Raw genomic sequence first — 11,820 nt, 5'->3', positions numbered from 1 at the left:
ACTTCCAGTTTCGGGTCGAGTTTTACCCCGCCTGTTTCGGCGACAAAAAACCAACCACCTTACCGGCCAGCGCCACTAAATCTGGCAATTCCAGACGGCTGCATTCTGCTGTTGTCAGTGAGGGGTAAGTGATGCGGGGCAGCACGATAATCAACGCATCGACATCAGAGTTAGCCACATCGGCCAGACGCACCCCGCGCAGGGTTCCGGCATTGGGGCGGTTGACTTCGATTTCAGTAATCAGCGTATCGCCACGCTTAACCGGTGTATCCAGTACCACCAGATTCTCATTAATCTCGGTAGCGGGTTCAGTTTTAACAGTCACTTTTTTCATGGTTTTTTCCAATTCAGTCAGGGAGGGCCAGCGGGTTCACGCTGGCCGTCAGGGTTAGCGGCCAATGGCCTTGCGTTGGGCTTCCAGCAGGTCAACACCGTTAACCCGTTCAATCAGGTTAACCACGTCAATCTCGATCACTTCTTTGCCGTCAATGGTCAGTTTGTAGTAGGTGCATTGGGTGGACACTTTGGTTTCGGTGTCTTCCCCTTGCTTGGACTCGCCGCCGTCAATTTCTTTATGACGGCCACGCACTTCGACATCGACCGCTATGACTTCGCCGGTATCGTCGCGTTGATAAGCGCCGGAAAAACGCAGCGGCACCGCATCAACTTTTGGCGCACCCCATTGCTGCAACACAAACTCGTCAAGGCCGCCCATTGACCATTCCATGGTGAGCGCATCGTCATCCAGACCTAAATCAATTGGCGCAACACCGTTCATCCCTGCGCCCCGGTAGTTCTCCAGCTTGCGGGTCAGTTTTGGCAGGGTAATGGCGGACACGATCCCCATGTAATCCCGGCCATCGTTAAAAACGTTCATTAATTTCAGCTTACGTGGCAGTGCCATAAGTCAGGTTTCCTTAGCTGTTGACGGCGGCGGCAAAGTTCACCAGATAGCTGTCGGTGATACGCTGGCGCAGGGTGAGGTCTTCCAGTGGTGGCACTGGGGTGTAGTCGTAATCGATAAACAGCTTGCCCGCTTTCAGGGTGTCTTTATCGTTGGCGCTGTCGTCATACCAGCACGTCCCGTCAATAATCAGCCCGGCGGATTTCATTTCGCGGAATTTGGCGTTGATGCTGCCAATTATGTCGCGTACCAGTGTGGGGTGCATTGGGCGGTCAATGGCCCACAACTGCGCCTCGGCCATGGTGTCAGCCAGAATTTGCGCGGTGCGGGTGTAGTTTTCGAAAGCAAATAGCGGGTCATCAGAGCAGGTGCGCGAACCCCAAAACTTGAAGCCATCTTTGCGGATTAGCGTGGTTACGCAGGCTTGGTTAAGCAGGTCAGCATCGGTGCCGACGGTCTGCAAATCCCAATAGACGCTGGCACTGATACCGGTGACGCCATTCACCCCGACGTTAGACAGAGTTTTGTGCCAGCCAGTCTCTTGGTCAATCTTGGCGCGCAGGCCGAGGGCACGGGCGGTGGCATAGGCAATGTCGGTGCTGTTGGCAGTAGTGTTCCAGCTCAGGAAGTCCGGCCAAATCAACATCAGCTCACGCTGGCTGAAATTGTCGCGGTATAACATCGCTTCGGAAATGGTCTTGCAGTCATAGGCACTGATATAGCCAAAGGCGCGCAATTTTTGGCAAATATCCGCCAGTGCCGTTGATACCGCCAGATTATCCAGCCCCGGCACACCGAGAATGCGCGGGCGCACACCGGTGACAGATTGCGCATCTAACAACGCTTTCATGCCGGTATAGCGGCCATTCTCGTCTGCGCCGCCGATAATATTAGACGTGGTTTCAGCTTCATCTTTACCGGTCGCTACACGCACCACAATGGTGACCGGGCGGGCCTGTTCCGCAATCGCCAGCAATGACGCGGCCAGTGTGCCTTTTTTACCGGCTTTACCGGCGGCTGCCAGTACGTTGGTAATCAGTACCGGGGTGTTGAGGGGGAACGCTGCCGCGTCGGCATCCTCGCTGGTGCAGACCATGCCGACAATGGCGGTGGATACAGTGGAAATAACACGGGTGCCGTCGTTGATTTCGAGGACACGCGCGCCGTGGTGATAATCACTCATGGATTAACTCTCTGTTGGTTGAGGGTGAGAGTATGGTGACGGCTTACTGTGCGAGGGGCATCTGATAGGGGATGTGTGGTGGCTGGTACAACAGAAAACGTCACTGATTAGATATATTGAATGACACAGAAGAATGGCGGCCCAATAGACCGCCTCTCAACTTATATTCACCTAATGCTCAAAGATTGAATTCTATTGCGTTACGTATTTATCTTTATCTTCTGGTGGAGTAAATGATTCGCCATCATAGAACCAGTCTATATCTGGCGGATTTTTCAATTTAGTTATATCTATCCACCGCATAGCGGGATGGAATAACAGTGAAATATCTTTGTCGGTTTCGAGTCGCTCGGAACAGACACCTAAACTGTTTACGCGGATATATTTTTTCATGCGTATTCCTCAATAATAATTATGCCATCACCGCCATTTCCCCCTAAAAGTATTCCGCTGGATCTGGGCGCATAAGCGCCACTACCACCAGAACCCAATAAGCCGTGTTCACCGGGGATGGCACTCCCCCCGGCAGATATAGGGTTTCCGCCCGCAGAAAGTGAAGAATGCCCGCCAGCACCGCTTTCATAACCTGCGCCGATAGATATAGCCGGTGTTCCTGCCCCTCCTCGAATGTTTAAATGATTCCCTCCGATACCTATACCGCCGCCACCATTAGACATTAATAAAGGGCTGCCAACTTCAAAGGCAATACCTGATGCCGCGCGTGATCCATTTTCGCTGGACATATAATTACCAAAACTGCTACTTGTTCCACTGGTTGGCTCCACACTACCCACGCCCCCCATTCCACCTTTACCCACTGTCAACTCAATGGGATATGTGAGGTCATCGACATCAAAGAATGAAATCGAGGTGCCGCCACTTCCCCCACCAGACCCCATGGAAACTTGGTTTGCTCCGGTTGATGGTGTGCCACCCGCGCCGCCTCCGCCACCAACGACGGTCACCTTAATACGTTTAGCTAATGGTTTTTTATAGACTGCTGACTCAGAAAATTTTGACACTCTAAGCAATCGACCATGAAACTTATCTTCACCTAAATCAAGGTGTTCCAGTGCAAGGGCAACTGATTCCGGCCCCATAGCTTTAATTTCAGAAAAGAGACGAGCGACCTGTAAATACTGGCTGTGGGGATTGATTGCTTTAATGTGTTCAGCCAGTAAGTTATCGGCGTATTGCTTAACCTCAATCACCTTGTCATCCACATACTTACGCGTTGCCAGCACCACTGACGGGTCGATTTTCAACGTGACAGCAGCGGTGCTGCTAACAATTAAAATCACCCGAATGGTTTGGGTGCGGCCGCTGCCCTCTTGCAGTTGTGGTTTATAGGTTTCGGCACAGTTAGCAATGGCAACCAAATCACCGTCTTTATCCAGCAATCCAATTTCCCGAATCCACCACCCACCCTCGGTTTCAGGGATAACCTGCTCCGCAATAATCTGACTGGTATTAATGGGGTCAATGGTCAGCATGTTAAGGGCGGAGCGGCGCTGCTCATTCACCAGTTTAATTTGTGCCGGGTTCGGCGTTGGCAGGGTTCCGCCACCATCTCCGACTGCCATGTGGGTAATCTCTAAGCGGGTGCCGAGTGCGGTGGCATTCGCCAGCTTGGCCGCGCCGATGTTGGTCAGTAAAGCAAAGAATTTCGCTGTCATGGGTTCACTCTCAGGTCATCAATAATATGGACGGCAGCGCTGGCATAATCCTCGCCGGTCACGGTTATGGTTTCAGGTAAATACGGGTACACGGTCAGCTCATCACCGCCGTAACTGGCGGCGGCGATAGTCAGCGGGCCACTGCTGTCAAGATTGATAGACAGGCCGACTAAATGGCGGCTGCATGGTTTGGCGTCATCTATCAGCCGCTCCAGTTCTTGATACATTTCTTCGGTAATGCCGGTTTCCAACACGCCAACATCAAGGCGAAAAGTGCCGGGGGTTTCGTTGGTCTTCCACCACTCAATTACTTTGATGAGATAGCCCAGCGGCTCCACCACCCGGCGAATTGCGCCTATGGTGCCTTTGTGTTTGTGGACATATTGCGAGGACTTCACCACGGCGCGCTTGGTAACTTCCGGCCAGTTCTCATCCCAGCGGTCAACTGACCACGCCCACGCCAGATAGGGCAACAATGGCAGCGGACAAGTGTCGGCGTTCCAGAGCTGGCGAATCGGAACGGGGATATTCTCCAATTCAGCGCAGGCGCGCGCGGCGGCCACTTCCAGCACTGAGGAACCGACAGGCAGTAAGCGGTCAGTCATCGGTACCCCCGACAGTGATAGTGCTGCCGGTGCACCAAGCCGCTTGGGTTTTATCCAACACCACATCAGCCAGCGGAGCATTAATCACCACCCGCTGGACGCCCTCAACATGCAGCGCGGCATAGAGTGCCGACAGGCGAATATCGCGGCCGAGGCGGCGCTGTGCAGTGACAAAAGCGGTCAGTTTCTTCTCAGCCGCTGCGCGGATGGGTTCGGCTTCCGGCCCCGGATGCAAATACAGCACCGCGTCAATGTCATAGTCTGCAATGCGGGCGGATTGCACCGTGACCCGGTCAGCCACCGGCCGCGTGTTCTCATCATTCAGCGCAGCTTCCACCACGGCCAACAGCTCGCTTGAGGCTTCACCGTTACCCTCTCGCGATAACACCGTGACCGTGACACAGGCCGGGGCTGGACTGATTGCCGAGGCATCGGCCACCCGGCCGTCAGCACTTTTGGCGTGATATTCATACGCGCCCGTTGGCCCGGCGACGCTCAAGCCCTCAAAGGCTTGCGGGATACGCACCCGGAAATCACTGTCTGACTCCATTACCGCCTCAATCGGTGGAATAGCGGTGGGATCAGCCGGGATAATGACCAACCGCTCAACGTTATTATTTGCGCCGAGCTGGTCTAAATCGCTGCCGACGGCATACGCCACCATCACCGCGCGGGCAGCATCATTAACCCGCTGGCGCAATATCACCTCCCGGTAGGCGTTTTCCTGCAACAGCTTGACCAGCGGCTCCGACTCCAGCGACAGAGTACGGGCCACGGCGGCGCGCTGCTCCTGCGGGTAAAGGGAAATCAACGTGGCTTTGCGCTCGGCCAGCAGGGTTTCATAGTCCAGTTCTTCCACCACAAAGGGCGCGGGTAACAGGCTCAGGTCAATGGTTGCCATAGGTTCAGCTCACAGGGATGGTTAAAGAAAGGGGGGCCGCGCTGTCGGTGCGGGTGCCGGTGATATCGACCACCATCTTTCCGTCAAAGGTGGTATCAAAAGTGATGCCCGTCAGCTTGACCCTCGGCTCCCAGCGCAAAATGGCGCTGTAACTGGCGGCCATGATTTGCAGTCGCAAGGCCGGATTTTGTGGCTGGTCAATCAGCTCAGATAACAGTGAACCGTAAGCCCGGCGCATCACCCGTGAACCTACTGGGGTAATCAGAATATCGGCGATGGACTGGCTGATATGGTCAGCATCGGTAATGGTCTGCCCGGCGCTGCGGTTCATGCCGAGGTATTTGGCTGTGGTCATTTAATCCCCACCGTATAATCACCGCCACGCTGTACTTGGCCGTGGTCATGTTTATCAATAACTACGCCATTGGATGAGAACTGGCCGCCGGAATGTTCAATATCGCCGCTCATCTGGCCGCCTTTGGTTACGTTCAGCGTGGCGGTAGTCAGGTTGTTGGTGCATTCCACTTCGGGGGTATCCAGCAGGATTTTTACCGAGGCGGCACAGGTGATAGTGGGGGCGGTAGCATTCACCGATTCACTGGCATTGATAACCGCTGTTTTGATGCCGTCAGCCAGCAACTCACCGCTGTCAGGTTCATAGTGCAGCGTGGCACCATCAGGAAATGAGAGATACAGGCCATCTGCCGAGGCCGACGGCGGCGGGAAGTCATCAGAGAAAATACCCGGCAGCACAAAGGCGGTATCGAGTTCACCGCCAAGGGACAATATCAATACTTGCTCACCCTCGGACGGTGCCCACCATGATCGCGATTGACCGGCGCGCAGCGTCAGCCAGTTTAACCAGCCGGTGGTATTGTCGCCCGTCGCTACACGGCACAGGGCTTGGTCGAGATCGACCTCGGCCACCGTACCAATGCGGATAAGGTTGCGCAGCAGGCGCAGAATTTCAGTGAGTTGGGTTTGTGTGTTCATACAGAAAGAATGCCGCCCAACGGGTCAGGCGGCAATTTATGCAGGTTTGTTCGGGGATGGCACAACGAGAAGACTATTTGGTTGTTAGATCTGATTGTCGGTTTATAGTGAGTAGCAGTCGCTTACAGTTATTTCATATTTTTAATTACAGTAGCGAATAGTTCAATTACATCTGTATATTCTTTAGTGCTTTCGCGGGATTCGAAGTATTCGTAATGATTACCACTAACGAAAATATAGAAATTTTTTTCTGTCTCTTTAACCTTCATTATTTTAAGAGCGTTATATTTCTCTAGAAATTTTACAGATTCACTTTTGCTCAAAAACAAACATAGTTGATGTGCTTTTTTATCTGATAAGAAATAGTTTTTGAAGGCCATTTCGGAAATAATTGAAGTATCAAAATCCTTTGCATTTTGATTATTGTAGGTGGTTTCTTTTTTAAATTGTTCCAAAAAATCATAGATTAGTGTCAATAGTTTTTCTCTTCTCCATTCATTTAATGATTTAGAACGGTTATTTTTTGCTATTAACCAGTTAATGAATGCTGATACACAAACCCCAACCAGTGAACCAAAAGCGCCCATGAGCGTTACGTTTAATGTGGTTAATTCCATGGATTAGCTTACCTTGAGAAAAGCGAATATAAACATCATAACCATACCCATTCACTCAAGCCAGCCATTAAAAAAGCGGTTGTACTATTTAGCTAGGTAAGCAAACACAGCATTTTCAACAAGTTCTCTGTCTTGTAATGTAAACCCCAGCAACGGCCGCTCGTCATACCGCACATCTTTACTGTGTACATTCGGACGGTCACGCAAGCCAAAGTGATGCACCCGCGCGATACGTTCAACGCGTCCGGCAAACTCGACCACCGCCTCATTGGGGTTACTGTTGGCTTTCATATAGCGCGCGGTGCGCAGCTTGGCGAACATTTCCTTTTTAATCCGACCTTTTGGTTTACGCAATGGTTGAGATTTACGGGCAGCATACGGGGTGCCGTCGGGCGCTTGCTGGCGTTTAATCCGCTGCTGTTGGCTGGCCCGCAACCGCTTGGCAACCGTGACCGCCAGCGCTTTGCGCGCCTTGGGGGTTAAGTTGGCAATCAGCCCGGCCAGTGCATCATCAAAGGGTTTCAGCTCATTCATTTGACTGTTTCACCGTTGAAGTAGATGGCTGTTGGACGTGGTGACATCCCCGGCCAAGTCGGCTCTAACGCATGGTTAACATGCAATGCACCATCGACCTCTTTCACAATGGCCCGTTCGGTCAATTGCAGGTCGATACGGATATCACTCAGCACATCGCTAATCACATCAACCTTGTGAATAAAGCCGGTGCGGCGCTTTTCTTCTGTCGCCATGATGTCCGGTTGATGCTCCCGCAGCCATGCCAGTATCGGCACAAACAGATAATCAACGTCACTGGGAAAATCCTCAATAAACAGCGTCAGCGTATATTGATTTTCAAAAGAGAGCGACGGGGCCAATGTTGAGACAATGCGCCCGCCATCAACAAACATTTTTAGCCGTTCCGGGTTAGCCTGCAACAACGGCAGACTGTCGGTTAAGGCTTGGCGTAGCAGTTTGGGTTTTAACATGATGCTGTTCCTGACACTGTTTAACGGCTTCCACTTGCAGCCCACAGGCCACCAGTGCAGTTTCTAACTGGCGAATATCGGCACTTAAATCACCGTTAACCGCCGGACTGCTGCCCGGTAACGGGCAACTGCTCACCGTTGGACAGCCAACGTAAATAATCATTGGGGCTGGCGAACGCGGGGCGCTGGTGCAGCCGGATAACGTCAGCAGGCAAAGCAGTAGCAAACCAATCACGCAAGGCTTTATTTTCATTGAGTAACCTTTGAATTCTCTGCTCACGGGACAATGACAAGGTGCTGGCATGGCTCAGTGATTGTCGTAATGCCAGCTCATTCTCGCTCTGTTGCCGGGCCTCATCTTGCAGGCGGGTTATTGCGTTGTCCCGGCTCTCAATCCCAGCGGATAAAGTGCCAATCACCAGCTTGGCGCTGTCTAACTCTTTTTTCAGGCTATGGGCGTGCCATGCTAGTAAACCCATCATCAAAACCCATATCAGAAGTAATGCGCGCATATCAGACCCCGCTCAGGCAGTGTGTTTGTTCGGTGATACGGCGGCGCTCCAGCCCTTTGCTTTTCACGCCATTGACGTACACCCAGCGCGGCAACTGATTGCAAGCGCTGCGCCAGTCGCCCTTGTTGACATAAAAGGCTAGCGTCGAGCGACAAGCCGCACCGGTGCCGACGTTAAAGGCAAACGATACCACCGCGTCATAGACTGGTTGCGGCATGGCAACCGGCATACACACCGCCATAGCCCGTTCAACCCGCAGCACATCAGCGACCAGATTGACCGCCACCTGCCGCTCACTGATAACGCTGCCCGGCTTAACGCCAGCCGTGTGACCGATGCCGTTTGTCCAAACGTTGGCGCTGCACTGGTAGGCGTTAAGCTGACACCCCTCATAATCGGCAATCAGTTTTAGTCCAGCGGCCGATGTTTTTAGGGTCTGATAGTTCGGCAAGGTGGCGGCCAGCGCCAGAATGACCCCGACCAGACAGCGCTTAACGATTGAGTTCATCGAACACCTCCCGCCTGATAACCACTTCTTTCAGCAAGAAATAGCTCTTGCGCCGGTAGTACCAATTAATAAGACAGGTCGCCGCAGCGGCCACCGCCGCCACATAAAACGCGATATCTTGCGGACTCAGTGCGCCAATAAACGCCAACAGCAGCGCAAAGACATAGGCTACCGCAGAGCTGATTTTCTCCATTTTCAATCCCATAATTGAACGGTTTCACGTTGGGCCGCCGGGGCCATGTCGGGCAACTCCACCGGATAACCATGGGGCAGAATGGCCCCCAGTTCCGACAGCCCCGGATTCGCGTCATAGACTTGCTCCAGCACATCTTGGGTGCGGCCGTAATAGCGCCAGCACAATGCGTCGAGCGTGTCGCCTTGCAACGCGTTGACCTGCATCAGATAAGGCCAATAATGTTGTGAGGCTTACCGGCAATGTTGCGAATGCTAATCCGCGCATCACGCCACAACTCATCAACGGTGCTTTCAATGGCCTCCGCACGTTTATCACCGCGCGCGCTGGCGTCATAGCCGCGATAACGTTCGGCCAGTAAGGCGGCAGTAATGGCGCAGACCGCCCGCTGGTACTCGGCTAACAAGATGCTTTCGCCGTCCAGTTGCTCGGCCTGCACCTCGGCCAATGTTTTAAAACCAGCGGCCATCTGGTCACGGCGGTACTCGTACAGCTCGGCATTAACCTCTGCGATTGCGCCCTTAATGGTGAAACGCAGGCGCTCGGCGGTGACGGTGCCCTCAAGGCGCAGCAGCTCACGCAGTTTTATCGGGTCAACCGCAGGCCAGAAAAAGGTATTTTCAATCACCGGTTCGGCCGTTTTGTCTGGCCGTGGCGCGGGGATAACAACAGTGGTCATGGCAACCTCAATATCAGAATGGGTGGGCGGTGGACGATGGCGTTAACAAGGTCAAACCTGTTGCGGCCATCGTGCCGCCCGGCTCGGGGAGCGTTCGGGTTAGCGGCTGGCGGCGTTCTTTAACTTCACGGCCAACCGCTCAATGTCTTTCTTGACGCCACAACCGGTGTGCAGTTGGAGTGCGCGGTGGAGGTGGCTTAGGGCCAGTTCGCCCCGGTCACTGTCACGCAGCACATAGCCGGTCATTTTGTGCAGTTTGGCGCGCACTTGGTCGGGCATGTCTTCATCTTCCATCAGCTCAATGGTTTGCAGCAGAGGGTCAACATCAACCGGTTTACCGGTGGCATAGGCGCGCGCCGCAGCGTCCGCGACTTCCTCAGCAATCAGGTAAGCCGTCGAGCGGGTAAAGCGGTCGGTCGGCACTAACTGATAACGCAGGGCATAACGGGCGATATCCAGTGCGCCGGGGATATCCCCGGCATCCAGACGCCAAATCATGACCGTCATTAAAATGGCGTCCTGCGCGCCTTTCCCCTCACTTAACACGCCAGATACCCACGGCAGGTAATCCGGCAATAACTGCCGTTTCAGCTCGGCTTTACGCTCTTGTGAACGCACCTGTTTCAGCTTGCGTTTATCTTCATTGAGCTTGAGCAACATCAGCTCGTAGCCGGTAGCATGGCGCAGCGGGTTATCTCGCTGCTGTGAGGCGGCAATAGCCGACTGTTGGATAAAATGGCGGCGCGCAGGACTGGACATGGCTTATTTGCTCCCTTTGGTTGCCGGTGCTTCCGTAGTGCTTTCCGTCGCGGCCTGCGCGTCGGTGGTGGCTTCTGGTTGGGTTTCATTCGGGTGAGCTGCAACGTTCACCGCAGCCATAATCGCAGCCGCTAGGCCGTCATAGTTCGGGGCATCGGATACCATCAGCGCGCTTGCACCCATGACGATTTCACCGCCACTTTTTGCCGGTAAAATCTCGATGTTTTCCACCAGACAGCCACAGGCATAATCTTCCACCACGTAATCCTGTTTAATGGATTCGTAGTTTTCGATGCGGTCACGCTTGGCGTTCTCATCGATATGGCGGCGGTGCGAGTCTTCCAGCCAATAAATAGACAGGTTATCGAGGCGGGTAATAAGAAACGCGTTTGCCGGGAAGAACGGTACACGGATAGCCGGTAAATTACCGATACGTTTCTGGCTGATAATCAGGTCAGCGGCGAGGGTTTCGCTGTTTTCCTGCTCTTTATTGACGATGGGGAAATATTTATCCTGCATCAACTGGCGACCCGTGATAACCACCAGTTCAGGGTCTTCCTGATGCCATTCAGCAATCATGTTATTGGTGGCATCCATCACCAATGCATCCAGATTGACGTAATCACCGCCATGCCCGACGCGGATTTTTTCCGACACTACCGCACCATCTTCACCGATGATGTTACTCATTACGCGGGTTGGCGCATTGGTGCGGTATTTTTGCAACCAGCCCGGCGCGATATCCTGCAACATCGGGTTAAGTGCACGATTAGACGTCTTGGCGCGATGGGTGCCATTGAAGCCCGCCATGATGCGGTCAAGTGCCTGCCGCTTGATAATGGCGTCGCGCAAGCGAGTCTGGAAATCCTGATAACGCGCCCACAGGTCAAGGGTGTTATAGCGAATGTGGAAATCGTAGTTCACCTGCTCACAGAAATACTTCTCACTGTCCAGCCCGGCAAATTCGGCGGTTTCGCGCTCGTCCCCGCCGTCAGTATCAGTATTGCTGGCAATTGACCCGGTCACACTCAGGCCCACTTTTTCGGCGGTCAACTCGGCTACCGGCACAATATTGATGCGGCTCAGAAATTCTGAGGACTCTTGGACGCGGGTCATGATGGTTTGCGTGACGGAAGGTTCAACGCTGAATTTTTTATTCAGGTCGCCGGTTTCTACCCCGTTCAGCTCGGCTTGACGGGTCAGATAGGCATTAAATTTAAAACGAGTTGCTGGGCGCATAATAATCCTGATTCAGTTAAATAACGTGTTAATGAAATAGCAATTGGGCCGCACAACGGGCGGCC

The 11,820-nt window shown here is 53.3% G+C and carries 20 protein-coding genes; all 20 read right to left on the bottom strand.

The window, feature by feature from the left end; translation table 11 throughout:
- Window positions 1-22 precede the first annotated feature (22 nt).
- The 20 genes from D5F51_RS10395 to D5F51_RS10300 all read right to left on the bottom strand — a co-directional run bounded on the left by D5F51_RS10395 (window position 23) and on the right by D5F51_RS10300 (window position 11,755).
- Complete coding sequence (locus D5F51_RS10395; RefSeq protein ID WP_057614901.1) at window positions 23-334, bottom strand: phage tail assembly protein; 312 nt, start codon at window positions 332-334, stop codon at window positions 23-25.
- A gap of 54 nt (window positions 335-388) precedes the next feature.
- Window positions 389-904, bottom strand: coding sequence for a phage major tail tube protein (locus tag D5F51_RS10390; protein ID WP_129196610.1), 516 nt, complete (start codon window positions 902-904; stop codon window positions 389-391).
- Between the two features lie 13 nt (window positions 905-917).
- Window positions 918-2,087, bottom strand: coding sequence for a phage tail sheath protein (locus tag D5F51_RS10385; protein ID WP_129196608.1), 1,170 nt, complete (start codon window positions 2,085-2,087; stop codon window positions 918-920).
- Window positions 2,088-2,279: 192 nt separating this feature from the next.
- Window positions 2,280-2,480 (bottom strand): hypothetical protein, encoded by a 201-nt coding sequence (locus D5F51_RS10380; protein ID WP_129196605.1) that lies wholly within the window; start codon window positions 2,478-2,480, stop codon window positions 2,280-2,282.
- Window positions 2,477-3,763 carry a phage tail protein gene (locus tag D5F51_RS10375; protein ID WP_129196603.1) on the bottom strand — a complete coding sequence of 429 codons (1,287 nt, stop codon included), beginning with the start codon at window positions 3,761-3,763 and terminating at the stop codon, window positions 2,477-2,479. The genes D5F51_RS10380 and D5F51_RS10375 overlap by 4 nt, the downstream gene beginning before the upstream one ends.
- Entirely contained in the window at window positions 3,760-4,368 is a 609-nt protein-coding gene (locus D5F51_RS10370) for a phage tail protein I (protein ID WP_129196601.1), read from the bottom strand. Before D5F51_RS10370 ends, D5F51_RS10375 begins: the two co-directional genes overlap by 4 nt.
- Entirely contained in the window at window positions 4,361-5,269 is a 909-nt protein-coding gene (locus tag D5F51_RS10365; RefSeq protein WP_129196599.1) for a baseplate assembly protein, read from the bottom strand. The genes D5F51_RS10370 and D5F51_RS10365 overlap by 8 nt, the downstream gene beginning before the upstream one ends.
- Before the next feature lie 4 nt (window positions 5,270-5,273).
- Window positions 5,274-5,624 (bottom strand): GPW/gp25 family protein, encoded by a 351-nt coding sequence (locus tag D5F51_RS10360; protein ID WP_129196597.1) that lies wholly within the window; start codon window positions 5,622-5,624, stop codon window positions 5,274-5,276.
- Complete coding sequence (locus D5F51_RS10355; protein WP_129196595.1) at window positions 5,621-6,262, bottom strand: phage baseplate assembly protein V; 642 nt, start codon at window positions 6,260-6,262, stop codon at window positions 5,621-5,623. The genes D5F51_RS10360 and D5F51_RS10355 overlap by 4 nt, the downstream gene beginning before the upstream one ends.
- A gap of 128 nt (window positions 6,263-6,390) precedes the next feature.
- The gene (locus tag D5F51_RS10350) at window positions 6,391-6,879 is read right to left on the bottom strand and encodes a hypothetical protein (RefSeq protein WP_129196593.1); all 489 of its coding nucleotides are present in this window, start codon (window positions 6,877-6,879) and stop codon (window positions 6,391-6,393) included.
- Between the two features lie 84 nt (window positions 6,880-6,963).
- Window positions 6,964-7,413: a phage virion morphogenesis protein gene (locus D5F51_RS10345; protein WP_129196591.1), complete on the bottom strand. Its 450-nt coding sequence runs from the start codon at window positions 7,411-7,413 to the stop codon at window positions 6,964-6,966.
- The gene (locus D5F51_RS10340; protein WP_129196588.1) at window positions 7,410-7,865 is read right to left on the bottom strand and encodes a phage tail protein; all 456 of its coding nucleotides are present in this window, start codon (window positions 7,863-7,865) and stop codon (window positions 7,410-7,412) included. Before D5F51_RS10340 ends, D5F51_RS10345 begins: the two co-directional genes overlap by 4 nt.
- Window positions 7,804-8,073: an Rz1-like lysis system protein LysC gene (lysC, locus tag D5F51_RS22660; RefSeq protein WP_245994937.1), complete on the bottom strand. Its 270-nt coding sequence runs from the start codon at window positions 8,071-8,073 to the stop codon at window positions 7,804-7,806. The genes D5F51_RS10340 and lysC overlap by 62 nt, the downstream gene beginning before the upstream one ends.
- Complete coding sequence (gene lysB, locus D5F51_RS22755) at window positions 7,961-8,347, bottom strand: Rz-like lysis system protein LysB (RefSeq protein WP_391592404.1); 387 nt, start codon at window positions 8,345-8,347, stop codon at window positions 7,961-7,963. Before lysB ends, lysC begins: the two co-directional genes overlap by 113 nt.
- 31 nt (window positions 8,348-8,378) lie before the next feature.
- Window positions 8,379-8,885: a lysozyme gene (locus D5F51_RS10325; protein WP_129196582.1), complete on the bottom strand. Its 507-nt coding sequence runs from the start codon at window positions 8,883-8,885 to the stop codon at window positions 8,379-8,381.
- Window positions 8,869-9,078: an HP1 family phage holin gene (locus D5F51_RS10320; RefSeq protein ID WP_057614871.1), complete on the bottom strand. Its 210-nt coding sequence runs from the start codon at window positions 9,076-9,078 to the stop codon at window positions 8,869-8,871. The genes D5F51_RS10325 and D5F51_RS10320 overlap by 17 nt, the downstream gene beginning before the upstream one ends.
- Window positions 9,079-9,080: 2 nt before the next feature.
- On the bottom strand, window positions 9,081-9,284 hold the full coding sequence (locus D5F51_RS10315) for a tail protein X (protein WP_011192217.1): 204 nt from the start codon (window positions 9,282-9,284) through the stop codon (window positions 9,081-9,083).
- Complete coding sequence (locus tag D5F51_RS10310) at window positions 9,284-9,757, bottom strand: head completion/stabilization protein (RefSeq protein ID WP_014609018.1); 474 nt, start codon at window positions 9,755-9,757, stop codon at window positions 9,284-9,286. The genes D5F51_RS10315 and D5F51_RS10310 overlap by 1 nt, the downstream gene beginning before the upstream one ends.
- 99 nt (window positions 9,758-9,856) lie before the next feature.
- Entirely contained in the window at window positions 9,857-10,516 is a 660-nt protein-coding gene (locus D5F51_RS10305; RefSeq protein ID WP_129196580.1) for a phage terminase small subunit, read from the bottom strand.
- A 3-nt stretch (window positions 10,517-10,519) separates the two neighbouring features.
- Window positions 10,520-11,755, bottom strand: a complete 1,236-nt coding sequence (locus tag D5F51_RS10300) for a phage major capsid protein, P2 family (RefSeq protein ID WP_129196578.1) — start codon at window positions 11,753-11,755, stop codon at window positions 10,520-10,522.
- Window positions 11,756-11,820 lie beyond the last annotated feature (65 nt).

The organism is Yersinia hibernica (assembly GCF_004124235.1).
Lineage (GTDB): Bacteria > Pseudomonadota > Gammaproteobacteria > Enterobacterales > Enterobacteriaceae > Yersinia > Yersinia hibernica.
Note: the sequence above shows the minus strand (reverse complement) of the source record. Positions and strands in the feature narration are given on the sequence as shown.

Coding starts and splice junctions, on each gene's coding strand:
- D5F51_RS10340 (WP_129196588.1), bottom strand. CDS start 7,865: ATGTTAAAACCCAAACTGCTACGCCAAGCCTTAACCGACAGTCTGCCG.
- D5F51_RS10375 (WP_129196603.1), bottom strand. CDS start 3,763: ATGACAGCGAAATTCTTTGCTTTACTGACCAACATCGGCGCGGCCAAG.
- D5F51_RS10350 (WP_129196593.1), bottom strand. CDS start 6,879: ATGGAATTAACCACATTAAACGTAACGCTCATGGGCGCTTTTGGTTCA.
- D5F51_RS10395 (WP_057614901.1), bottom strand. CDS start 334: ATGAAAAAAGTGACTGTTAAAACTGAACCCGCTACCGAGATTAATGAG.
- D5F51_RS10345 (WP_129196591.1), bottom strand. CDS start 7,413: ATGAATGAGCTGAAACCCTTTGATGATGCACTGGCCGGGCTGATTGCC.
- D5F51_RS10390 (WP_129196610.1), bottom strand. CDS start 904: ATGGCACTGCCACGTAAGCTGAAATTAATGAACGTTTTTAACGATGGC.
- D5F51_RS10360 (WP_129196597.1), bottom strand. CDS start 5,624: ATGACCACAGCCAAATACCTCGGCATGAACCGCAGCGCCGGGCAGACC.
- D5F51_RS10315 (WP_011192217.1), bottom strand. CDS start 9,284: ATGCAGGTCAACGCGTTGCAAGGCGACACGCTCGACGCATTGTGCTGG.
- D5F51_RS10380 (WP_129196605.1), bottom strand. CDS start 2,480: ATGAAAAAATATATCCGCGTAAACAGTTTAGGTGTCTGTTCCGAGCGA.
- D5F51_RS10310 (WP_014609018.1), bottom strand. CDS start 9,757: ATGACCACTGTTGTTATCCCCGCGCCACGGCCAGACAAAACGGCCGAA.
- D5F51_RS10370 (WP_129196601.1), bottom strand. CDS start 4,368: ATGACTGACCGCTTACTGCCTGTCGGTTCCTCAGTGCTGGAAGTGGCC.
- D5F51_RS10305 (WP_129196580.1), bottom strand. CDS start 10,516: ATGTCCAGTCCTGCGCGCCGCCATTTTATCCAACAGTCGGCTATTGCC.
- lysB (WP_391592404.1), bottom strand. CDS start 8,347: ATGATGGGTTTACTAGCATGGCACGCCCATAGCCTGAAAAAAGAGTTA.
- D5F51_RS10325 (WP_129196582.1), bottom strand. CDS start 8,885: ATGAACTCAATCGTTAAGCGCTGTCTGGTCGGGGTCATTCTGGCGCTG.
- D5F51_RS10300 (WP_129196578.1), bottom strand. CDS start 11,755: ATGCGCCCAGCAACTCGTTTTAAATTTAATGCCTATCTGACCCGTCAA.
- D5F51_RS10365 (WP_129196599.1), bottom strand. CDS start 5,269: ATGGCAACCATTGACCTGAGCCTGTTACCCGCGCCCTTTGTGGTGGAA.
- D5F51_RS10320 (WP_057614871.1), bottom strand. CDS start 9,078: ATGGAGAAAATCAGCTCTGCGGTAGCCTATGTCTTTGCGCTGCTGTTG.
- D5F51_RS10385 (WP_129196608.1), bottom strand. CDS start 2,087: ATGAGTGATTATCACCACGGCGCGCGTGTCCTCGAAATCAACGACGGC.
- D5F51_RS10355 (WP_129196595.1), bottom strand. CDS start 6,262: ATGAACACACAAACCCAACTCACTGAAATTCTGCGCCTGCTGCGCAAC.